This window comes from Lysobacter firmicutimachus, assembly GCF_037027445.1.
Taxonomy (GTDB): Bacteria; Pseudomonadota; Gammaproteobacteria; order Xanthomonadales; family Xanthomonadaceae; genus Lysobacter; species Lysobacter firmicutimachus.
Genome location: NZ_JBANDL010000002.1, coordinates 4056983 through 4078665, shown reverse-complemented (window position 1 = coordinate 4078665; position 21683 = coordinate 4056983). Strand labels below are relative to the sequence as shown.

Annotated in this window: 21 protein-coding genes; 8 read left to right on the top strand and 13 right to left on the bottom strand. The window is 70.7% G+C overall.

The features are described 5' to 3' along the window. A complete protein-coding gene (locus V2J18_RS17680) occupies positions 1-1383 on the bottom strand; it encodes a peptidylprolyl isomerase (protein ID WP_064748883.1) in 1383 nt (460 codons plus the stop codon). Then, complete coding sequence (gene lptD / locus V2J18_RS17675) at positions 1380-3947, bottom strand: LPS assembly protein LptD (protein ID WP_336132475.1); 2568 nt, start codon at positions 3945-3947, stop codon at positions 1380-1382. Before lptD ends, V2J18_RS17680 begins: the two co-directional genes overlap by 4 nt. A 130-nt stretch (positions 3948-4077) precedes the next feature. On the opposite strand from lptD, the gene msrB reads away from it, so the two are divergent. Beyond that, the gene (gene msrB, locus V2J18_RS17670) at positions 4078-4503 is read left to right on the top strand and encodes a peptide-methionine (R)-S-oxide reductase MsrB (RefSeq protein ID WP_336132474.1); all 426 of its coding nucleotides are present in this window, start codon (positions 4078-4080) and stop codon (positions 4501-4503) included. 257 nt (positions 4504-4760) lie between these two features. Here the strand turns inward: msrB and V2J18_RS17665 are convergent, their stop codons facing one another. From V2J18_RS17665 to V2J18_RS17655, 3 genes are read right to left on the bottom strand one after another with little or no spacing between them, the layout of a single operon-like run. Continuing rightward, positions 4761-5681, bottom strand: coding sequence for a histone deacetylase family protein (locus tag V2J18_RS17665; protein WP_336132473.1), 921 nt, complete (start codon positions 5679-5681; stop codon positions 4761-4763). A 7-nt stretch (positions 5682-5688) separates the two neighbouring features. Next, complete coding sequence (locus tag V2J18_RS17660; protein ID WP_064748887.1) at positions 5689-6243, bottom strand: cob(I)yrinic acid a,c-diamide adenosyltransferase; 555 nt, start codon at positions 6241-6243, stop codon at positions 5689-5691. 13 nt (positions 6244-6256) lie between these two features. Continuing rightward, a complete protein-coding gene (locus V2J18_RS17655) occupies positions 6257-6850 on the bottom strand; it encodes a hypothetical protein (RefSeq protein ID WP_064748888.1) in 594 nt (197 codons plus the stop codon). 289 nt (positions 6851-7139) lie between these two features. Here V2J18_RS17655 and ubiH point away from each other — a divergent pair, with 289 nt between their 5' ends. From ubiH to V2J18_RS17640, 3 genes are read left to right on the top strand one after another with little or no spacing between them, the layout of a single operon-like run. Continuing rightward, on the top strand, positions 7140-8426 hold the full coding sequence (gene ubiH, locus V2J18_RS17650) for a 2-octaprenyl-6-methoxyphenyl hydroxylase (protein WP_336132472.1): 1287 nt from the start codon (positions 7140-7142) through the stop codon (positions 8424-8426). After that, positions 8423-9622: a UbiH/UbiF family hydroxylase gene (locus tag V2J18_RS17645; RefSeq protein ID WP_336132471.1), complete on the top strand. Its 1200-nt coding sequence runs from the start codon at positions 8423-8425 to the stop codon at positions 9620-9622. Before ubiH ends, V2J18_RS17645 begins: the two co-directional genes overlap by 4 nt. A 35-nt stretch (positions 9623-9657) precedes the next feature. Continuing rightward, positions 9658-9966, top strand: coding sequence for a hypothetical protein (locus V2J18_RS17640; RefSeq protein ID WP_064748891.1), 309 nt, complete (start codon positions 9658-9660; stop codon positions 9964-9966). A gap of 16 nt (positions 9967-9982) precedes the next feature. Here the strand turns inward: V2J18_RS17640 and V2J18_RS17635 are convergent, their stop codons facing one another. The 6 genes from V2J18_RS17635 to V2J18_RS17610 form a co-directional block, all read right to left on the bottom strand. Next, entirely contained in the window at positions 9983-11287 is a 1305-nt protein-coding gene (locus V2J18_RS17635) for an MFS transporter (protein ID WP_064748892.1), read from the bottom strand. A gap of 476 nt (positions 11288-11763) precedes the next feature. Beyond that, entirely contained in the window at positions 11764-12435 is a 672-nt protein-coding gene (locus V2J18_RS17630; RefSeq protein ID WP_336132470.1) for an EF-hand domain-containing protein, read from the bottom strand. A 201-nt stretch (positions 12436-12636) separates the two neighbouring features. Next, positions 12637-13047 carry a hypothetical protein gene (locus V2J18_RS17625; protein ID WP_336132469.1) on the bottom strand — a complete coding sequence of 137 codons (411 nt, stop codon included), beginning with the start codon at positions 13045-13047 and terminating at the stop codon, positions 12637-12639. A 128-nt stretch (positions 13048-13175) separates the two neighbouring features. Then, complete coding sequence (gene rlmM / locus V2J18_RS17620; RefSeq protein WP_336132468.1) at positions 13176-14246, bottom strand: 23S rRNA (cytidine(2498)-2'-O)-methyltransferase RlmM; 1071 nt, start codon at positions 14244-14246, stop codon at positions 13176-13178. A 177-nt stretch (positions 14247-14423) separates the two neighbouring features. Further along, a complete protein-coding gene (locus V2J18_RS17615; protein ID WP_064748896.1) occupies positions 14424-14999 on the bottom strand; it encodes a nucleoside deaminase in 576 nt (191 codons plus the stop codon). Next, positions 14996-16762 carry a glutamine--tRNA ligase/YqeY domain fusion protein gene (locus V2J18_RS17610; protein ID WP_064748897.1) on the bottom strand — a complete coding sequence of 589 codons (1767 nt, stop codon included), beginning with the start codon at positions 16760-16762 and terminating at the stop codon, positions 14996-14998. The genes V2J18_RS17615 and V2J18_RS17610 overlap by 4 nt, the downstream gene beginning before the upstream one ends. A 249-nt stretch (positions 16763-17011) precedes the next feature. Here V2J18_RS17610 and V2J18_RS17605 point away from each other — a divergent pair, with 249 nt between their 5' ends. The 4 genes from V2J18_RS17605 to msrA all read left to right on the top strand — a co-directional run bounded on the left by V2J18_RS17605 (position 17012) and on the right by msrA (position 19811). Further along, complete coding sequence (locus tag V2J18_RS17605; protein WP_064748901.1) at positions 17012-17278, top strand: putative signal transducing protein; 267 nt, start codon at positions 17012-17014, stop codon at positions 17276-17278. A gap of 201 nt (positions 17279-17479) precedes the next feature. Further along, positions 17480-18424: a DMT family transporter gene (locus V2J18_RS17600; RefSeq protein WP_064748902.1), complete on the top strand. Its 945-nt coding sequence runs from the start codon at positions 17480-17482 to the stop codon at positions 18422-18424. 33 nt (positions 18425-18457) lie between these two features. After that, positions 18458-18988: an adenine phosphoribosyltransferase gene (locus V2J18_RS17595; protein ID WP_079248259.1), complete on the top strand. Its 531-nt coding sequence runs from the start codon at positions 18458-18460 to the stop codon at positions 18986-18988. Between the two features lie 172 nt (positions 18989-19160). Continuing rightward, positions 19161-19811 (top strand): peptide-methionine (S)-S-oxide reductase MsrA, encoded by a 651-nt coding sequence (msrA, locus tag V2J18_RS17590; protein ID WP_064748905.1) that lies wholly within the window; start codon positions 19161-19163, stop codon positions 19809-19811. A gap of 245 nt (positions 19812-20056) precedes the next feature. Here msrA and V2J18_RS17585 read toward each other — a convergent pair whose 3' ends face one another. Together V2J18_RS17585 and oxyR are read right to left on the bottom strand one after the other, a co-directional pair. Further along, entirely contained in the window at positions 20057-20701 is a 645-nt protein-coding gene (locus tag V2J18_RS17585; protein ID WP_064748903.1) for a hypothetical protein, read from the bottom strand. Then, the gene (gene oxyR / locus V2J18_RS17580; RefSeq protein WP_336132467.1) at positions 20698-21642 is read right to left on the bottom strand and encodes a DNA-binding transcriptional regulator OxyR; all 945 of its coding nucleotides are present in this window, start codon (positions 21640-21642) and stop codon (positions 20698-20700) included. The genes V2J18_RS17585 and oxyR overlap by 4 nt, the downstream gene beginning before the upstream one ends. Positions 21643-21683 lie beyond the last annotated feature (41 nt).

Genomic DNA, 21683 nt, shown 5'->3' with positions numbered 1-21683 from the left:
TCAACCGCCGGAGGTGGCGGGCTTGGCCGGCTCGGCCGGCGGGTTGTTCTGCTCCGAGCCCTTGCCGATACGGAAGTCGACATAGGCCTCGCCGCGCTTCTCGCGCAGGAAGCGGTTCCACTCTTCTTCCAGCTTGCGCCGGCCGATGGTCTCCTGGACCTGAGCGCGCTTGCTCTGGTCGGAGACGTCGCTCTGGCGGGTGCCGAGGCGCTGGACGATGTGGTAGCCGGCCTGGGTGCGCACCGGCGCGGAGATTTCGTTGTCGGCCAGCGCGGCGACGGCGCCGCCGAACTCCGGACCGAACTCGTCCTGCATGAACCAGCCCAGGTCGCCGCCCTTGGTCTGCGAGGTCAGGTCTTCCGAGCTTTCCTTGACCACGTCCTCGAACTTGGCGCCGCCGGCGAGGCGGGCGCGCAGGGTGTCGGCCTTGGCCTTGGCCTGGGCGTCGCTGACGTTGTCGTTGGTGCGGATCAGGATGTGGCGGGCGTGGTACTGGGTGACCATCTTCGGGCCGCTCTGCGAGGCGTCGCGCACCTCGACCAGCTTCAGCAGCTGGAAGCCGCTGGCGCCGCGCAAGGGCTCGGTGACCTGGCCCGGGGTCATCTTGCGCATGAGCTCGGCGAACGCGGCCGGGATCTCGTCCATGCTGCGCCAGCCCAGGTCGCCGCCTTCCAGCGCGTTGGGGCTGTCGGAATAGCGGACGGCGGCGGCGTTGAAGTCCATCTCGCCCTTGTCGATCAGCGCCTTGACGCCGTCGACCTTCTTCTGCGCGGTCGCGATCTGCTCCGGGGTGGCGCCTTCGGGCAGGGCGATCAGGATGTGGGCCAGGTGGTACTGGGTGCCGGAATTGGCCTGGGCGGCCAGGGCGGCGTCGATTTCGGCGTCGCTGACCGAGACCCGGGTCTGGGCGAAGCGCTGGCGCAGGCGCTGGATCAGCAATTCGTCGCGGACCGAGCTGCGGAAGTCGGCGAACGAGCTGCCGTCGCGGGCGACCTGTTGGCGCAGCTGGTCGACGCTGATGCGGTTGGAATTGGCGATGCCGGCGATGGCCTGCTCGACCTCCGGATCGCCGACCCGAACGCCGGTGCCCAGGGCCTGGGCGACCTGAATCTTGACCAGGATCAGGCGCTCCAGGACCTGGCGCTCGAGCACGTCGCGCGGCGGCAGCTGTTCGCTGCGCCCAGCGTACTGGCTGAGGATGTTGGCCAAGGCCCGGTCGAGCTCGGTCTTGAGGATCACGTCCTCGTCCACCACCGCGGCGATGCGGTCGATCGGCTGGGTGTCCTGGGCGTAGGCCGCCCCGCCGAACAACGAGCCGACGGCCAGCAGACTTGCCAAAACCGGGCTCGCAAGGAGCGGGCGGCTCGCGAAAATTTTGTTCATAGGGTCGGGTCGAGGGTCGAGTCGGCGTCGGCGCCGCGGTTTTCGCGGCTGACCGTGGGAGACGGCGGCGTCAGGTACAGGTCGTCGCGGTTGTAGCCGAGAATAGCACGGCGCAAAACGCGCTCCGTGTTCTGGCCGGCCGAGCCTAGACCCTTGAGTTCGAACTCCACCTGAAAGGAGCTGTTGAGGTCTTCGGAGCGGTTGCGCTGGTAGCGGCGGGCGATCGCGCGCACCGCCAGGCAGCAGCTTTCCCATTGCACGCCGGCGATCTGCTCGAGGGGGCGCTTGTCCTTGATCGAGTAGTAGTAGCGGCCGACCACGCTCCAGTTGTCGTTGATCGGGTACAGGAAGGAGAAGTCGGCCTGCTCGTACTGGTCGCGGTCCTCGCGGCGGGCGTCGGGCAGCGCGGCCAGGTTGCGGCGGTAGCGGTAGGCGAAGTTGACCACGCCGGAATTGCCGAACAGGTAGCGCGCGCGCAGGCTGGCCACGTCCTCGCTGCGCAGGCGCGGGTCCCACTGGTAGGTGGCGTTGATGGTCCAGCGGTCGCTGGGCGAGACGCTGACGTCGGCCACCCAGGCCGACTTGCCCTGCTTGATCGGCTGTTCGGCGCCGGCGGTGACGCGGATGTCGTCGAAATACTGGATCTGGCCGATGCTGGCGGCCAGCCGCTCGCGGCCGTCGGCCTCGCTGATCAGGCGGGTGGTCAGGGCCGTGGTGAGCTGGTTGGCGTCGGTCTGGCGGTCGGCGCCGGAATAGCGGTTGTCGCGGAACAGCGCGCCCCAGCTGAACGACATCGGGTTGGTGTCGAACAGCGGCAGGCCGTCCTGGTCGCGGTACGGCGCGCGCAGGTAGAACACGCGCGGTTCCAGCGTGTGCAGGTAGCTTTCGCCGCGGATTTCGGTGTGGCGGTCGAAGTACATGCCGGCGTCGATCGAGGTGATCGGCAGGGCGCGGTGCGGCGACTTGTTGTAGAAACTGCGCACCAGTTCGTCGGTCTTGACCGGCGGATTGGTGTCTCTGCTATGCGCGTTTACATAGTCGTCGGCCTGCTGGTTGGCCAACTGTGCGGCCAGGTTCCCGTCCAGCTCGTAGGCGGTGTAGCGGTAGGCCAGCTTGGGCCGGATGAACCAGGACGCGCCCTCCAGCGGGAAGCTGACGTAGGGCTTGATGTCGAAGCGGCTGCCGCCGGGGATCTCGCGGCGCAGCCCGATCGGCGCGGCCGGGTCGCCCGGGGTGAACTTCATGTCCTCGTGCTGGAAACGCACCGCCTCGGTGTCGACGCCGGTCTCGACCCAGCGGTTCCACGGCTGCGCCCAGTGGAAGGTCGCGCGCGGCAGGCGATCGTAGGCCAGCGAGTTTTCCTGCAGGGTGAAGTCGGCCAGTTGGTTGTGGTCGGCGGTGAAGCTGGCGTCCCAGTAGCGGCCGCGGCCGAACAGGCCGATTTCGCTGCGCAGCGAGATCGCCGACTGGCCGTACAGGCTGTTGCTGAAGTCCTGCAGGTAGTACTTGTCGCTGACCCAGGCCAGGTTGGCGCTGGCGTACCAGGTGCCGTCGAGGCGATGGCTGGCCTTGAGCGCGAACTCGCCGCGGTTGTCGACCGGGCGGCGGTCCTTGGGAATCTGGAACAGGCCGCGCGGGTCGTCGCGGCGGTAGTCGGTATAGCGCTGCGGGTCCTTGTTCGGCAGGTCGTCGTGCGGCATCCAGTTGGCCGAGACCTCGCCGGAGCCGTTCTCGTACAGCCAGCGGAACTCGCCGCCGATCGAGCCGCCGCGGCGCGCCATGTAGCGCGGGTACAAGGTGGCGTCGTAGTTCGGCGCCAGGTTGAGGTAGATCGGCTGGCGCCAGTCGAAGCCGTTCTTGCCCGACATGGAGATGTTCGGGTACAGCAGGCCGGTGCGGCGGCGGTCGTCGACCGGGAACACGAACCAGGGCACGTACAGCACCGGCACCTTGCCGATCCGCAGGGTGGCGCTGCGCGCCACGCCCATGCCTTCGGCGGTATCGATGTCGATGCGGTGGGCGCGCAGTTCCCAGGCGCGCTGGTTCGGCGCGCAGGTGGAATAGGTCGAGCCGTGCAGCGAGCCCTTGGTGCCGTTGAGCTCGATCCGCTCGGCGCCGCCGTTGCCGCGGCGCGCGGTCAGCTGGTAGTCGACCTCGTCGATGCGGTGCTGGTCGGCGTTCTGGTCGCCTTCGGCCCGCTCGGCCACCAGGCGCATGCTCGAGTCCTGGTAACGGACGTGGCCCTCGGCGGTGTACTTGCCGGATTCCTGGTTGTAGGTGAGCTTGTCGGTGCCGAGGAACTGGTCGCCGCGGCTCAGGCGCACATTGTCCTGCACGACGATGTTCTCGTTGGCGCCGGCGCGCTGCAGGCTGCCGCCGTCGATGTCGGTGGGCTGCTCGGCGCGTTGCTCGGCGGTGCCGGTCGGGGTCGGGGCGTCGTCGAAGGACGGCACCGCGTCGATCAGCGGACACAGGCCCCAGTTCTCGTTGTCGTCCGCCGCGTACGCGGGCAGGGCGATGGCGATGCACAGCGACAACGGGAGCAGGCGGAGGGGTTTGCGCACGCGAGCATCCGGTGGACGGAAAAACGGCGGTTAGCTTGCCGTATCCCTTGCAAGCGGGCAACGCGAGCGCCATTTAAGCGGCATCGGCGTTCATCTTCCCCGAACGCCTCGCCCCGATCCGGAGGAGCCCATGAGCCAGTCCCCCCGTCCCGACCCGGCCTCGGTCGCCAAGAGCGAAGCTGAATGGCGCGAGCAGCTGAGCCCGGAGCAGTACGCCGTGTGCCGTTGTTCGGCCACCGAGCGCGCTTTCACCGGCCGTTTCTGGAATCACAAGGAAGCCGGCACCTACACCTGCGTCGCCTGCGGCGAGCCGCTGTTCTCGTCCGAGGCCAAGTACGACTCCGGCAGCGGCTGGCCGAGTTATTGGCAGCCCTTGAACCCGCAGGCGGTCAGCGAGCACGCCGACGAGAGTCACGGTATGCGCCGGATCGAGGTCAAGTGCGCGCGCTGCGCCTCGCACCTGGGGCATGTGTTCCCGGATGGGCCGCGGCCGACCGGGCTGCGCTATTGCATCAATTCGGCGGCGCTGGGGTTTGAGGGAACCGACGCTACGTAATGCGCGGCCCGCCCGAAGCCCGGTTGTTCGGCAGCGACGAATCGCCGGCTTGCCGAGGACCAGGCGGTCGTGCCGAAGCCGGGTAATGCTCGGCCTGTCCGAACCCCGGCCGTCCGACCAGGCTGCTGTGGCGGCGAATGGTCGGTTTCCTGGCGGGCGGTCGTACGGCCCCAAGTGGCGGGTTGCGGTCCGGCGTCTCGTAACAGCCCGGGCGCTTGGTTCGACCGGGTTCGCGGTGGTCGCGGCTTACGCCGCTCCTACAGGGGGGCGGCCATCAAGGCCCCCACGTGCGCCACCGCGCTCTCGCGCAGCGCGGCCAGGTCGTAGCCGCCTTCCAGCATCGACACCACCCGACCGCCGGCATGGCGCTCGGCGATGGCGACCAGTTCGCGGGTGATCCAGGCGAAGTCCTCGCCGTCCAGTTCGACCTGGGCCAGCGGGTCGCGGCGGTGCGCGTCGAACCCGGCCGAGATCAGCAGCAACTGCGGGCGGAAGCCGTCGATGGTCGGCAGCAGGCGCTCGCGCCAGACCTTGCGGAAGCCTTCGCTGCCGGTGCCCGGCGGCAACGGCGCGTTGACGATGTTGCCGATCCCGCGCTCGTGGGCGTAGCCGGTGTCGGGATACAGCGGCATCTGGTGCGAACTGACGTACATCACTCGCGGGTCGGCGTCGAAGATCGCCTGGGTGCCGTTGCCATGGTGGACGTCGAAATCGATCACCGCGATGCGCGCCAGATTGTGCTTGTCGCAGGCGTGAGCGGCGGCGACGGCGATGTTGTTGAACAGGCAGAAGCCCATCGCCGTGTCGTAGGTGGCGTGGTGGCCGGGCGGACGCACCGCGCAGAACACGCGCCGTTCCTCGCCCTTGAGCACCGCGTCGACCGCGGCCACGCCGGCGCCCGCCGCGCGCAGGGCGGCTTCGGCCGAGCCCGGCGCGAGCACGGTGTCGGGGTCCAGCGCCATCGGTCCGTCGACCGCGGTGTCCAGCACCAGGGCGAGCAGGGCGTCGTCGTGGGCGCGCAGCAGCTGGCCGCGGATGGCGCTGGGCGCCTCGCGCCAGTCGAGTGCGGGAAAGGCTTCGCGCAGGGCCTCGGTTACCGCGACCAGGCGCAGCGGCCGCTCGGCATGCCCCGGGCCGGGGTCGTGGCGGGTGCAGGCCGGGTGCGTGTAGACGCGCATGGCGCGATCAGGCCTTGCGCCGCTCGTGGTTCCACAGCACCTCGCCGTGGCCGCTGGCGCGGGCCAGCACGCGGGCCAGCACGAACAGCAGGTCGGAGAGGCGGTTGAGATAGCGCACCGCTTGCGGGCGCACGTCCTCGATCCGGGCCAGGGCGACGGTTTCGCGTTCGGCGCGGCGGACCACGGTGCGGGCGATATGGCAGCGGGCCGCGGCTTCGCCGCCGCCGGGCAGGATGAAGTCCTTCAGCGGCGGCAGCTCGTCGTTATGCGCGTCGAGCCACTGCTCCAGGCGGTCGATGTCGGCGTCGAAGATCGCCGAGTGGCCGGGGATGCACAGCTCCCCGCCGAGGTCGAACAACTGGTGCTGGATCGCGACCAGTTGTTCGCGGATGACCGGCGGCAGCTCCGCGGCCAATACCAGGCCGATGCAGGAGTTGGCTTCGTCGACCGTGCCGTAGGCGCCGACCCGGGCCGAATCCTTGCCGGTGCGGTTGCCGTCGCCGAGACCGGTGCTGCCGTCGTCGCCGGTGCGGGTGTAGATCTTCGAGAGGCGGTTGCCCATCGCCGCGGCGGACTCAGCGCTTGTGCGCGTCGTCCGCGCCCGGCGCGCCGGCCTTGGACTTGGCGGCGCCGGCAGCGATCGCCTGCACCAGCGCGGCGATGCCGACATAGACGGCGGCGGTGCGCAGGTAGGGCAGCAGCCATTCGATGTAGTTGGCGGCCCAGCCGGCGACGCTCTTGTTCGCCACCGAGTCCGACAGCCAGTAGAAGCTGCCCTGGCTCAGCAGCTGGCAGATCGCGGTCGACGCCAGCAGGGCGACCGCGGCCAGCGCCAGCGTGCTCCAGCGGCGGGCGTAGTTGCGCGCGACCCACAGGCCGCCGGCCCACATCGCGAAGTAGGCCGGGACCAGGAACCAGTACGCCGCCGAGACGCAGTAGTGATTCCAGAAGCTCAGGCCCTGGCGGGTGATCACCGCGTAGTCGACCGCCACCGCCAGCGCCATCAGCGCCGGAAACGCCCAGCGCGTCCACGAGCGCAGGTAGAAGCCGCCGATGAAGAACACCGCCCAGGAGGCGTCCGGAATCGGCGTGAAGTGGTTCACGCGCGTGGCCGCCATCAGCACGGCGAGCAGGACGAAGATGAGGCTGCGTTGGGTGTTGGGCTGCATGACGGTGGCTCCTGACGCCGGATGGCGCGCCAATCCGGACATTCTAAGGAACCTGCGATGAAAGTGCCGGTTTCCGCCGCCGGTCGCCGGACGGAGTCGCTAAGTGATTGATTCCAAGCGCTCGCCGAGGCGCAGGCCGGGTCGCCGCCGCAGCCCGGGGCCGGCCGGCGCGATCGGGCCCGCGCTGGCCATCGCCGCGCTCGCGCCGCCGCGACACGATGTCGCAGAACCGGCGCCGCGCGCCGGCCTGCGGAAACACGCTGCGCGGAGCCGGCCGTATCATGAGCGGATGAATGCAGACGTTCCGCAACCCGCCGCCGTCCATGCCAGCCACGACGTGCTCATCGTCGGCGGCGGCCTGGTCGGCGCCAGTCTCGCCATTGCCCTGGACCGGCTCGGCCTCGACGTCGGCCTGATCGAAGCCGCGCCGCCCGGCGCGCTGCCGGCGGTGTTCGACGAACGCAACCTCAGCTTCGCCGAAGCCACCCTCAACGCTCTGGGCGCGCTCGGCGTGCTGGCCAAGCTGCGCGCGCCGACCGGCGCGATCCGGCGCATCCACATCAGCCGCAAGGGCGACTTCGGCCGCGCCGTGCTCGAGGCCTCGCGCTACGGGCGCGAGGAGTTCGGCCGGATCGTGGTCGCGCGCGACTTCGGCGAGGCGCTGGAAGCGCGCCTGGCCGAACTGCCGCGACTGCACCGCTACCGGCCGGTGCGCTTCACCGGCCTGGCCGAAGCCGGCGACGGCTGGCGCGGCGTGCGGGTCGCCGACGGCGCCGGCGAGCGCGTGCTGCGCGCGCGCCTGCTGGTCGCCGCCGACGGCACCCGCAGCGCGGTACGCGCGGCGTTGAACATCGGCGCCGAAGAACACGATTACGGCCAGACCCTGTTCGTGACCCGGCTGCGCGGCGAGCGCGGGCCGGACGGCACCGCTTACGAACGCCTGACCGACGATGGCCCGACCGCGCTGCTGCCGCGCGGCGACCGCCACTACGGCCTGATCCACAGCGTCGCCAGCGCGCGCGCCGAGGCGGTCGCCGCGCTCGACGAAGCCGGTTTCCTGGCCCACGCCCAACAGGTCTTCGGCTGGCGTTGCGGCCGCTTTCTCAACTGCGGCGCGCGCAACCTTTACCCGGCGATCCGGGTGCTGGCGGCGCGTATCGCCGCACCGCGCGCGTTGCTGGTCGGCAATGCGGCGCAGACCATCCACCCGATCGGCGCCCAGGGCTTCAACCTCGGCCTGCGCGATGCGATGACCCTGGCCGAGCTGATCGAAACCGAACTGGCCGCGCACGGCAGCGTCGATTGCGGTGCGCCGGGCCTGCTGGACCGTTACGTCGCCCGGCGCCTGCCGGACCGAGAACGCACGGTCGCGTTCTCCGACGGCCTGGCGCGGATCAGCGCCAACGACAGCGGCCTGCTGCGGCCGCTGCGCAGCCTGGGCCTGTTCGCGGTGGACCGGGTCGCCAGCGCGCAGTCGTTCCTGGTCGGCGGTGCGATGGGCTATCGCGGCGAAGTGCCGGCGTTGTGCCGCGGCGACGCGGTCGACCCGCCACGCCCCGCCGGAGGCCGCGCATGAGTCGGCGCGAACTGCTCGACGTGGTCGTGGTCGGCGCCGGCGTGGTCGGCGCCGCCGCGGCGCTGGCGTTCGCCCGCGACGGTTTGGAAGTGGCCCTGGTCGAAGCGCGCGAACCGCCGCGCTGGCAGGCCGAGCGGCCCGACCTGCGCGTCTACGCCTTCGCTCCGGACAACGCCGCGCTGCTCGACGACCTGGGCGTGTGGCCGGCAGTGCGCGACGCGCGCGTGCAGCCTTACCGCGGCATGCGGGTGTGGGACGCGGCCGGCGGCGGCGAGCTGGCGTTCGACGCCGACGCGTTCGGCCGCCGCGAACTGGGCTGGATCGTCGAGCACGGCCTGCTGGTCGATCGCCTTTGGGCGGCGCTGCCGGCGGCCGGCGTGCAGTTGCATTGCCCGAACCGGGTCGAAGCGCTGGAACGCGATCCGGCCGACAGCGTCGGCATGCTGCTCGACGGCGGGCGTCGCCTGCGCGCGCGCCTGTTGGTCGCCGCCGATGGCGCCGAGTCGCAGCTACGCCGCCTGGCCGGCATCGCAGCCGACGGCCACGACTACCATCAGCGCGGCCTGGTCGCCTACGTCGACAGCGCGCTGAGCCACCAGGCGACCTGCTGGCAGCGGTTCTTGCCCAGCGGCCCGATCGCCTTCCTGCCGACGGTCGGCGACCCCGGCGCGCGCGATCGGCGCAGCTCGATCGTCTGGACCTTGCCCGAGCGCGAGGCCGAGCGTCTGCTCGCGATCGACGACGGCGCTTTCCTGGGCGAACTCGAACGCGCCTTCGACGGCCGCCTCGGCGCGCTGACCGCGGTCTCCCCGCGCGCGGCGTTTCCGCTGCGCCGGCAGCTGGTGCAGCGCTATTTCGCCGGCCGGGTGGTGGTCGCCGGCGATGCCGCGCACGTGGTGCATCCGTTGGCCGGTCAGGGCGTCAACCTCGGCCTGCGCGACGTCGCCGGCCTGCGCGCCCTGTTCCGCCAGGCGCAACGGCGCGGCGTCGACCCGGGTTCGCCGCACCGGCTGGCGCGTTGGGCGCGCACGCGGCGCAGCGAGAACGCGCTCGCGGCTCACGGCTTCGACGGCTTGAACAAGCTGTTCTCCAACGACGAGCTGGTTGCGACCTTGTTGCGCGGGCCCTTGCTCGGCCTGGCCGGCAAGCTGCCGCCGCTGACCCACTATTTCTGGAAACGCGCGGCGGGCCTGTAGCCGTCGCCGCTGCCTGGCAGGGAGATGCCGACACCATGATCCGCAACGCGCGTTCGATCGCCGCTGCATTCGCTTGCCTGTTATGGCCCGCGCTCGCCCAGGCGACGCGGCAATGCCCGCCGGAAGCGGGCGAGAAGTCGCCGCTGTTCTGGGCGCTGGGCTGGGCGATCCTGGGGGCGTTCGTCTTGCTGGGGCTGGCGATGCCGCTGCTGGCGCTGCGTGGTTCGCGCGGCCGGCGCACGCTGCATCGCGCGCTGTGGGTGCTGGCTGGGCTGGCGCCGATGCTGGGTTGCTGGTTGCTCGGCCTCTGGATCTTCTTCGCCCGCTTCGTGATGGTGTGTTGAGCGCGGGCGTGTGCGCTCAGTGCTCGTGGAACGCGCGCCGGGTGCGCAGCAGGTACGTTGCTACCAGCGCGCCCATCGCCGCCACCGCCATCACGTAATAGGCCGGGGTCATGCCGCCGAGCTTGGGCGTCAGCAGGCCGATCAGCGGCGGGGTCAGCGCGCCGAATACCGCATAGGCGACGTTGTAGGAGAACGACAGCCCGGAGAAGCGCACCGCGGGCGGGAATGCGGCCACCATCACCGCCGGGATCACTCCGACCACGCCGACGCAGGTGCCGGCCAGCGCGTACAGCGGCAGGAAGTTCGCCCCGCCGTGGGCGAGGTCGTAATACAGCGCATAGCTCGATGCGAGCACGCCGAGCGAACCGATCAACAGGGCGCGGCCGCGGCCGAGTCGGTCGACCAGCAGGCCGCCGCCGATCGCGCTGAGGGTGAGGCAGAACGCGGCCAGGCTGTTGCCGAGAAAGGCGCGCTGCGGAGCGATGCCGAACTGGCTCTGCACCAGGGTCGGGGTCATCAGCACGATCACCACGATCGCCGCGGTCAGCAGCCAGGTGACCAGCATCGACAGGACCACGCCGGCGCGGTGATCGCGCAATACCTGCTTGAGCGGCAGCTCGCGCACCAGCTGGCGGCTTTCGCGCATCGCCGCGAACACCGGCGTCTCGCTGAGCCAGCGGCGCAGATACACGGCGAGGAAACCGAACACGCCGCCGATCAGGAACGGGATGCGCCAGGCCCAATCCAGCACCTGCGCCGGGGCGAACCAGGTATTGATCGCGGCGGAGATCAGCGAACCGATCAGGATTCCCGCGGTCAGGCCGGCGGTGAGGCTGGCGCAGGCGAAGCCGGCTCGGCCCGGCGGCGCATGTTCGGCGACGAAGGTCCAGGCGCCCGGCACTTCGCCGCCGATCGCGATGCCCTGGACGATGCGCAGGAATAGCAGCAACAGCGGCGCGGCGACGCCGATCTGGGCATAGGTCGGCAGCAGGCCGATGCACAAGGTCGGCACCGCCATCAGGAACACGCTGAGGGCGAACATGCGCTTGCGCCCGGAGCGGTCGCCGAAGTGGGCCATGACGATGCCGCCGATCGGCCGCACCAGGTAGCCGGCGGCGAAGATCCCGTACACCTGCAACTCGCCCAGCCAGCCCGGCATGCCCGGCGGGAAGAACAACTGGCGCAGGGTCGCGGTCAGGAAGACGAAGATGACGAAATCGTAGAACTCCAGCGCGCCGCCCAGCGCCGACAGCAGCAGGGTGCGGGCGTCGCGGCGGTCGAGCGGGCGGGCGGCGTCGAGGGCGATCGGCGTGGCGGTCATTGCGACGGCGGAGCGGAGGAGGAGCGAGGCACTATGCCGCAATGCGCCGGCGGCGCAAACGCGGAGGATGCCGAGGGCAGCCGAAAGTACTAGGGGCGCAAGCGCCTGCCGCCGCTGCGGGCGCGAAACGGTACGGACGAAGGTGCGGACGGCGGTGGCCGGCGCAGCGGGACGGTGCCAGCGGAACCTCGCACGCCCCGGCCGTCGTGCCCGCCGAAGCGGGCCTGCGGAACGTCGCCGATCTGCCCGGATGAAGCGCGGGTTTCCGCCTTCGCGGGAGCGGGGACGGCGATGGAAGGGGCGCGGCGTCTGCCGCGCGTGGACAGTCTGCTCTGCTGCGCTCATGCCCGCGAAAGCGGGTATCCGGAGAGTTCAGCGGCATGCGTCGATGCAGTCCGAGCCCGCAGTCCCGCGAACGCTTCCCGGCGGGAGCGTTCGCGGGCGGATCTGTCGACGTGGTCCGTCGGTGCGCCGGCTCAGCGGCGCCAGCCGTCGATCTCGCCGCGGCTGATGCGGCCGTCGGCGTCGACGTCCACGGCGAGAAAGTTCGCGCTCAAGGCGGTGTGCGCGCGCGCTTCCTCGCGGCTGATGCTGCCGTCGGCGTTAGCGTCGACGACGAGGAAGTCGACATCGCGGCCGTCCGACGGCGGCGCGATCACCGTGCCCGGCAACCGATTGGCTTCGGCGGTGGCCGCGGCGGCGGCGCGGGCGAGCCCGCTGGCGTCGGTGGCGATCGCGCTGGCGGTGCGCGCTTCGATCATCGCCGCGCGGGCCTGCTCGGCGGCGCCTTGCGGATTGCTGCCGTCGACGGCGGCGGCTTGTGCCGAGCGCGCTTCGTCGGCGGCGCGGATCGCTTGGTGCGCCGCGGTCTGGGCATCGGCGGCCGACTGCCTGGCCTGCTGCGTGGTGGCCTCGGCGGCGATCGCGCCGCGCGCGCTCGAGGCGCCCTGATCGCGGGTCGCCGCGGCGGCCTGCGCCGCCGCTTGCGCGGTGATGGCGTTCTCGCGCGCCGCGCGCGCATCGGCCGCGGCGACGTCCGCCTTTTCGACCGCATCGTGTTTGGCCTGCACCTTGGACGGCACCTGCGCCGTCGCCGCGCCGGCGAAAGCCGTCGCGATCGCCAGGGCGAGGAGGGGGTGTCGCTTCATCGCGTGTCGCTTCATGGTCGCAGCCTCGCGTTTGGGGACGAGGCGACGCTAGAACGGCGCGGGTCAAGCGCGGATCAATTCGCGCAACCGGCGCTGAATACGCGAGGCCGGAGCGTGCGCATTGCGAGCGGCGTCGCGCGTTGATGGCGCTTGCACATCGATGAAGCCCGGCCAAACGCGTGTCGCTGCGCGTGGCGCGGCTCAGCGCGGGCAGGGCTTGTGCAGTGCGTACTGCGTGCCGTTCCAGCGCCACACCGGCGCGCACAGGCCCGGCCCGGTCATTTCCAGGTCGGGGTAGCCCAGGTGCTTGCTCGGCAGGATGTTGTAGCCGGCAGGAAATCCGAACTGCGCTTTCCAGCGGCCGCGCGCATCGCGAATGTAGAGATCCAGCGATACGCCGATGCGGCCGCCGAGGCATTCGGATTCCAGCTCGGTGAACACTTCGGGGCGGCCGTCGCCATTGAGGTCGACCGCCTTGGCGGTGTAGCCGATGCGCTCTTCGCAGCTGTCGTCGTAGTACTCGCCGCGGGTGCCGGTGAGCCGGCCGCCGGTGGCCTCCTCGATCACCGCCGCTTCGTTCCAGGACGGCCGCGCCGGCGGCGCGGCCGGCACCGCTGCGCTGGCGCAGGCGAGGGCGGCGGCGAGGGCGAACGCGGCGGCGCGCAGGCGGATCGGGGCGCAACGGTGCGGTGCATGACGATCCTTTCCTTGGACGGCCGCGTCGCGGCGATGAGGGCAGCTTACTTCGGCGCAGCGAACACGGTGATCTCTTCGCGGTCGTGATAGAGCTGGCGCGCACGCACGATCAGCGGCCGGTGCGCCTGGTACTCGAAAGTCTCCAGGCACAGCCGGGTCTCTTCCCAGCGCTTCTTCATCGGCAGCTTGAGGTTGAAGATCGCCTGCCGGCACCAGCCCTCGCGGAACCAGGTCGCCATGCGTTCGGCGACCCGCACCGGCTGTTCGACCATGTCGCAGACCATCCAGTCCAGCGAGCGCTTGGGCTGCCAGGAGAAGCCGTCGGCGCGCAGGTGATCGACCCGGCCGCTGTCGAGCAGGGCCTGGCGCAGCGGGCCGTTGTCGACCGAGGTCACTTTCATGCCGTTGCGCATCAGCACCCAGGTCCAGCCGCCGGGCGCGGCGCCGAGGTCGGCGGCCTGCATGTTGTCGCGCACGCGGCGCTCGCGCTCGTCGGCGTCGAGCAGGGTCAGCAGGGCTTCTTCGAGCTTGAGCGCGGAGCGGCTGGGCGCGTCGGGATGCATGCGCAGGCGCGGGATGCCGAGCGGCCAGGGCGAACTGTCGTGCGGGTCGGACATCGCCAGCACCGCGTGGTCGCCGGCCAGGAAGGCCACGTGCAGGCGCGGCCGGCGCGGGTCGTCTTCGCGGCTGAGCCAGCCGGCCTTGCGCAGCGCCGGGCGCAGTGCGTTGCCGAAGCTGCGCGCGAGCCCGGCCAGCGGCTTGCCGGCATCGGAATCGGGGTGTTCGACCCACAGCTCGCCGAACATCGATACGTTGAGCCCGCTGCCGGCGATCGCCTCCAGCGCGGCCAGCATCGGCGCGATCCGGTCGCTGGCCGGCAGCCCGCGCAGGTCGGCCAGGCGCACCAGTTTCTGCCGGGCGAAGATCAGCTTCGACCACGGCAGCGCGCGCGACAGCGCGGCGGCGTCTTCGACCATGAATTCGACGTAGCCGCTGTTGCGCTCGGTGCGGGCGTAGCCGGGGTGGCCGGCGACGGCGGCGCGTTCGTTGAGTTCGGCGGCCAGTTCGGGCTCGAAACCGGCGCGGCACCAGCAGAACAGGGCGGAGTCGGTCATGGTCGGATTCGCGCGGTAATGAAGAATTTGTAGGGGCGACGTGAGCCGCGGCAACCGAAGCGATGAGCGGAAGCGGGCTGGCCGAACACTGCGGGGCGGCCAATCGCGCTTCGGCGGCGGCGCTGGCGACAACCGCTTCGGTTGTCGCGGCTCACGCCGCTCCTACAGGCAACTGTTTCAATACGCCACGCCGCTTTCGCCGTAATGCCGCAGCACTTCGCAGGCGGCGTCGCGCTGCAGGTCGCGGCGCACGGCGATGCCGCGCCGTTCCAACTCGCCGATCCAGTCCGCCGGCAGCGGGCCTTCGTCGAATTCGGTCAGGCGCATCACGTCTTCGGAGCGCGCGCCGATCAGCATGCGGTCGATGCCGGCCCAGAAGCTGGCGCCGTAACACATGCAGCAGGGCTGGGACGACGTGGCCAGGGTCATCGGCCCGATCTCGTTGAGCCGGAACGCGCTCAGCGCCGCCTGCGCACACATGAACGCCATCATTTCGGCGTGCGCGACCGAGCAGTTCTGCGGCACGACCCGGTTCACTCCGACCCCGACCACATAACCGTTGGCATCGAAGATCGCCGCACCGAACGGACCGCCGGTGCCGGCTTCGACATTGCGCCGGGACAGCTCTACGGCCAGCGCGACCTTGTCCTCGTCGTCGTGGTAGGCGCGTTGGCGGTCCACCGCCGCGTCGACCCAGTCCGGCAGGGCCAGGCGCACATCGGCCTTCAGCCGGTGGACGATCTTCGGGCTCATGCCTGTGCGCTCCAGGTGTCGCGCAAGGTGACGCTGCGGTTGAACACCGGACGCTCGGCGCGATGATCGCGGCGGTCGGCGACGAAATAGCCGACCCGTTCGAACTGGAACGACTGCTCCGGCGCGGCGGCGGCCGCGGCCGGCTCGACGTAGCCGGTCACGGTGCGGCGCGAATTCGGATTGAGGTGGTCCTGGTAGGTCTTGCCGTCGCTGTCGTCGTCCGGTGCGGCGACGTCGAACAGGCGGTCGTACAGGCGCACTTCGGCCGCGACCGCGTGGCGCGCGCTGACCCAGTGGATGGTGCCCTTGATCTTGCGGTCGGCGCCGGCCATGCCGGGGCGCGATTCGGGGTCGAGGCTGCCGCGCAGCTCGACGATCTTGCCGGCCTCGTCCTTGATCACCTCGTCGCAGCGCAGGATGCCGGCGCCGCGCAGGCGCACTTCGCCGCCCGGGATCAGGCGCTTGAAGCCCTTCGGCGGCACTTCCTCGAAGTCCTCGCGCTCGATCCACAGCTGGTTGGAGAACGGCACCTGGCGGCTGCCGAAGCTCTCGTCCTTGGGATGGTTGGAGAAGGTCAGCGACTCTTCGTGCGCGTCGGGCAGGTTGGCGATGACCAGCTTGAGCGGGTCGATCACCGCCATGCGCCGCGCCGCGGCCGCGTCGAGGTCTTCGCGCAGGCAGCCTTCCAGCACCGAGTAATCGATCAGCGAGTTTTGCTTGCTCACGCCCAGGCGCTCGGCGAACAGGCGCAGCGCGGCGGGGGTGTAGCCGCGGCGGCGGATGCCCTGCAGGGTCGGCATGCGCGGGTCGTCCCAGCCGTCGACCAGGCCTTCCTGCACCAGCACCATGAGCTTGCGCTTGCTCATCACGGTGTAGTTGAGGTTGGCGCGCGAGAACTCGATCTGGCGCGGGATCGCGGCTTCGTTCGGATAACCCTTGGCCAGCAGCGGCGCCAGCAGCTCGGGCGAGTTCGGCAGGTCGACCTTGCCCACGCACCAGTCGTACAGCGGGCGGTGGTCTTCGAACTCCAGCGTGCACAGCGAATGGGTGATGCCCTCGCAGGAGTCGCTGAGCGAATGGGCGAAGTCGTACATCGGATAGATCGGCCAGGCGTCGCCGGTGTTCTGGTGGGCGACCTTCTTGATCCGGTACAGCGCCGGGTCGCGCAGGTTGATGTTGCCCGAGGCCATGTCGATCTTGGCGCGCAGGGTGCGCGCGCCGTCGGCGAACTCGCCGGCGCGCATGCGCGCGAACAGGTCCAGGTTCTCCTCGACGCTGCGCTCGCGATAGGGCGAGTTGCGGCCCGGTTCGTTGAGGCTGCCGCGGTAGGCGCGCACTTCCTCGGCGCTGAGGTCGCAGACGAAGGCGTCGCCCTGGCGGATCAGTTTCTGCGCGGCGAGGTAGAACACCTCGAAATAGTCCGAGGCGTGGCGCAGTTCGGCCCAGTCGAAGCCCAGCCAGCGCACGTCTTCCTGGATCGCGGCGACGTACTCGGGATCTTCCTTGGCCGGATTGGTGTCGTCGAAGCGCAGGTTGCAGCGCCCGCCGAACTCCTTGGCGACGCCGAAGTCCAGGCAGATCGCCTTGGCGTGGCCGATGTGCAGGTAGCCGTTGGGCTCGGGCGGGAAGCGGGTCCGGATCGCTTGATGCTTGCCGCTGGCCAGGTCGTCGCGAACGATCTGGCGGATGAAATCCTGCTTGACCGCGCCGGCGGCGGTGTCGGACGGGAGTTCGGGAGCGGAGCGGGCAGGATCGGCGGACATGCGTCACGGCAGTAGGAAAGGGAGAAACGGGAGTTTAGCCGCTGGCGGCGGTCCTTGCCTGGGGCCCAATCCGGCACGAGCCCGAGCGGCGGTCGGCGGTCCGCCCGACCGCCGGCCGCCGCTCGCGGCCGGGTTTGCCGATTCGGGGTTGCCGGTTCGGGCGGCGCGCTCGCCGTGGCGCCCGCGATGCGCCGGGGGGCGTATGCTGGGCGCAGACCCGCCAGGCCTTCGCGCCGAAGGACGCCGACGATGCAAGTCGTCTACGAAGCCGCCCACCTGATCGATGCCCACCTGGTTCGCCACGCCCTGGAAGCCGCCGGGATTCCGGTGTTCCTGAAAGGCGAGGCCCTGCTAGGCGGGGTCGGCGAGCTGCCGCCGTTCGGTGCGGTTCAGGTTTGCGTGCCGGAAGCGGCCTGGCCGCAGGCGCGCGAGGTGGTCGAACGGCTGTCGTTCGGGGAACCGCCGCCGCAGTCGCCGGCGGCCGAGGCGACGCCGCCGGGCTGGCTGCCGGCCTGATCGCCTGCGGCGGACGCGCCGCCGCTTCACCCCATCGGCCGGCCGCCGCGTCCCGCAGGCCGGCGCCCATCCAACCCATCGAACCCCGCGACGCGGCCCTACCGGCGCCGCGTACGCCCCGGCCGCGCTCGGCGCGGTCCGGTCACGAACGGAGCCAGACCCGATGTTCCAGCGTCATTCGACCCGCCGCGAGCGCCGCGCATGAGCGCGCCCGCCGTCGCTTCGACCGACTCGTTGCGCACACCGCTGTTGCAGATGCTGCTTGGCGCTTCGGTGATCAGCAGTTCGGCGGTGTTCGTGCGCTGGGTGCAGATCGGGCCGGCCGCGTCGGCGTTCTGGCGCATGGCGCTGGCAGCGCTGATCCTGTTCGCGGTGGTCGGGCGGCCGTGGCAACGCGGGCGCCTGCGCGACTGGCACCCGGATGCGCGCACCCTCGGCCTGGTCATGCTCGGTGCGGCCTTCCTGGCCCTGGATCTTTGGCTGTGGCATCGCAGCATCCTCTACGTCGGCGTCGGCCTGTCGACCCTGCTGGCGAACTTCCAGGTATTCGTGCTCGCCGGCGTCGGCGCGCTGTGGCTGGGCGAACACACCAGTTGGCGGTTGTGGACCGGCCTGGTCATGGGACTGCTCGGCCTGGGCCTGTTGCTGGCGCCGGGTTGGGGCGGGATGGACGCGCGCTTCCGCCTCGGCGTGGTCTACGGCCTCGGCGCGGCGCTGGCTTACGGCGGCTTCCTGCTCGCCTTCCGCGCCGCCCAGGCGCGGCGCGGGCGCACGCCGAACGAAGCCTTGCAATGGTGGCTGTGCCTGGGCTGCGCGATCATGCTCGGGGCGTCGGTGCCGTTCGGCGGCGAAAGCCTGTGGCCGACCAGCGCGCACGACTGGCTGATCCTGTTCGCCTACGCCGCGGTCGCCCAGGTGCTGGGCTGGCTGGTGATCGGCCGCGCCATGCCGCTGCTGCCGGCCGGCATCGTCGGCCTGTGCCTGTTGCTGCAGCCGTTGCTGGCCTATGTCTGGGACGTGTTGCTGTTCGGCAAGCGGCTGGGCGCGATCGAACTGATCGGCCTGGCCCTGTCCCTGGCCGGCATCTTCCTGGGCCTGGCGCGCGGCGACCAGCCGCTGTTCTCGGCCCGCCGCGACGCCGCCTGAAGCGCGCGCCGCGATGTTCTTCCAAGGTGAACCATGAGCGATTCCCTGGTTTCGATGTCTTCCCTGATCCGCAGCGTCGCCGATTTCCCCAAGCCCGGCGTGACCTTCCGCGACGTGACTCCGCTGCTGGCCGACGCCGGCGGCTTCGCCCGCTGCATCGACGCCCTAGCCGAGCCCTGGCAGGGCAGCGGGGTGCAGGCGGTGTGCGGGATCGAGTCGCGCGGCTTCATTTTCGGCGCCGCGCTGGCGCAGAAGCTGCACGCCGGCTTCGTGCCGCTGCGCAAGCCGGGCAAGCTGCCGCCGCCGCTGGTGACGGTGGAGTACGAACTGGAATACGGCCGCGACAGCCTGCAAGTGCGCAGCGATGCACTCAAGCCGGGCGAGCGCACCCTGATCGTCGACGACGTGCTCGCCACCGGCGGCACCCTGGCGGCGGCGCGCGAACTGGTCGAGCGGCTGGATGCGGTGTTGGTCGGGGCCAGCGTGCTGATCGAGCTGCCCGCGCTGAACGGACGCTCGCGCTGGCGCGGCGCGGCGCCGGTGCACGCGCTACTGCAGTATTGAAGGCCGGCGACGAGCCGGCGGCCGCGCGGGCGGCGAAGGCCGTCGCACCTCGTTCGGCCCGGCTCTCTGCCGCTGCCGTCGCCTTGAATCCCGGCCTGCGTTGCCGCATCTCTTCGCCACGGCGGATGACCGCCGCAACCGCAGACGGAGGCAATTCATGGCCGGCACTTCCATTCCCGGGATCGGCGCATTCAAGCAGCGCCTGCCGCAGCGCGAAGACGCGCTGCCCGGCCGCGCCACGCCGATGCCGTTGCACAACGTCCATTACGTCAGCGGCGCCAGGCTGCGCGACGATTTCGCCGGGCTCGCCCGGGTCCAGTTCGGGATGGGTTGTTTCTGGGGCGCGGAGCGCAAGTTCTGGTCGTTGCCGGGCGTCGCGGTCACCGCGGTCGGCTATTCCGGCGGCTACACGCCCAACCCGACCTACCGCGAGGTCTGCAGCGGCCAGACCGGCCATGCCGAAACCGTGCTGGTGGCGTACGACCCGGCCAAGATCGCGTTCGATGCGCTGCTGAAGGTGTTCTGGGAAAACCACGACCCGACCCAGGGCATGCGCCAGGGCAACGATACCGGCACCCAGTACCGCTCGGCGATCTACTGCGAGGACGACGCTCAGTACCGCGCCGCGCTCGCCAGCCGCGATGCGTTCCAGGCCGGGCTGCGCGCGGCCGGCTACGGCGAGATCACCACCGAAATCCCCGCGCCGCCGGCGCCGGAGTTCTACTACGCCGAAGACGATCATCAGCAGTACCTGGCGAAGAATCCGCAGGGCTATTGCGGCCTCGGCGGCACCGGCGTGAGCTGCCCGGTCGGCCTGGGGTGACAGGCCGCGCGTACGGCGTTCGCCGGCGTCCGCGCCGCGCGCCGTAACCTCCCGGACTCGCGCTGGATCGGCGCGGGCGGCGGACCGATGCCGCCGATCGTCCCAAGGAGAAATGCGCGACCCGCTATTGCCTGGAGGCCGACTACAACGGCCGTATCTACGCGACCCACTGCAACAGCTACTTCCAGCGCTGGAGGTAGGGCTTCCGGCGCGGCCCTTCAGTCGCCGACGCGCGCCGGCCCCGGTTACAGCGGTTCGATCGCGCAGGCGTAGACCAGCTCGCAGGCGCCGTCGCCGGTGTCGGTGCGGGTCAGCGAACTCTGCCAGCGCCAACCGCCGCCGGCGTCGGCGAGCACCAGCCAGCCGTGCACGCGCACGCGCTGGTCCTTGTGCGTGCGCTTGAGCGCGCGCGCGACCTCGGCGTCGGCGGGAATGATGTGCAGGTTGGCGCTGGAGCGCTGCATCTCCTGCAGCGGGATCGGCGGCTCGCCTTCGAAACGGTAGGTCAGGAACCGCACTTCCTGGCTGAAGCGCAGTTTGGACAGCACCGCCTCCTCGCGCATGCGGCCCCAGCCTATGCCCAGGTCGGTGGGCGAAAACTCGGCGGTGAGGCCGTTGCGGTAATCGCGTCGCGACAGCACTCGCCCCTCGATGCTGAAGCCGGCCAGCGGGGTCAGCGTGCCGGGGACGAGCCGGAACGGCCGCAACCCGGCCGGCACCGGCGTCTGCAGCGGTTCGGCGTAGTCGCGCACCCGCGGCGGCATCGGGCAGCGCACGCTCGCGCCCTGCGCCGGCGCGGGGTAGTGCAGCGCGCGCGGCGAGATCGGCGAATACCACCAGCCCACCGCGCTCAACAGCAGCGCCAGCGCGATCCAGCCGCGCGGGCTCATCGGGCTTCGCGTACCGGCTTGCGCGCGCCGTGGCTGCGCGGCGGCTGCAACAGCGACTGCGGCAGCTTGCGCAGTTCGTCGGCCAGTTGCATCAGGAACTCCGACATCGCCGAACTGCGCCGCCACAGCATGCCGATCTGGCGGTGCGGCGGCTCGCCGTTGAAGCGCAGCAGGTGCACGTCGGGCGAGGGCGGTACCGGCGGCTGCACCGCCAGCATCGGCAGCAGGGTGATGCCGACCCCGGCCGCGACCATCTGCCGCAAGGTTTCCAGGCTGGTGGCGCGGAATCCGTCGCGCTCGTCGGCGCCGGCCAGGCGGCACACGTCCAGCGCCTGGTCGCGCAGGCAGTGGCCTTCTTCCAGCAGCAACAGATGCTGGTCGTCCAGATCGTGCAGCTCCAGGCTATCGCGCGCGGCCATCGGATGCTGTTGCGGCACCGCGAGCAGGAAGGGCTCGTCGAACAGCGGCTCGACGTGCAACTGATCGTCGTGGATCGGCAACGCCAGCAGGCCGGCGTCGAGGCGGCCGTCGCGCAGCCGGGCCAGGATCTGGTCGGTCTTCTCTTCGACCAGCAGCAGTTCCAGGCGCGGGAAGCGCTTGCGCAAGCCGGGCACCACATGCGGCAGCAAATAAGGGCCGAGGGTCGGGAACAGGCCCAGGCGCACCGTGCCCGCTTCCGGGTCCTGGCTGCGGCGGGCGATCTCGCCCATCTGCTCGACGTCGGCGATCACTTTGCGCGCGCGCTCGGCGATGTCGCGCCCGACCGGGGTCAGCATGACCCGGCGCGGCGCGCGCTCGACCAGGGATACGCCCAGCTCGTCCTCGAGCTTTTTGATCTGGGTCGAAAGCGTGGGCTGGCTCACGAAGCTGGCCGCGGCCGCGCGGCCGAAGTGCTTGTGATCGGCCAGGGCGACCAGATATTTGAGGTCACGAAGGTTCATCGACGGCTGTCCATTGAGGATGGCTATCGGCATAATAGGAA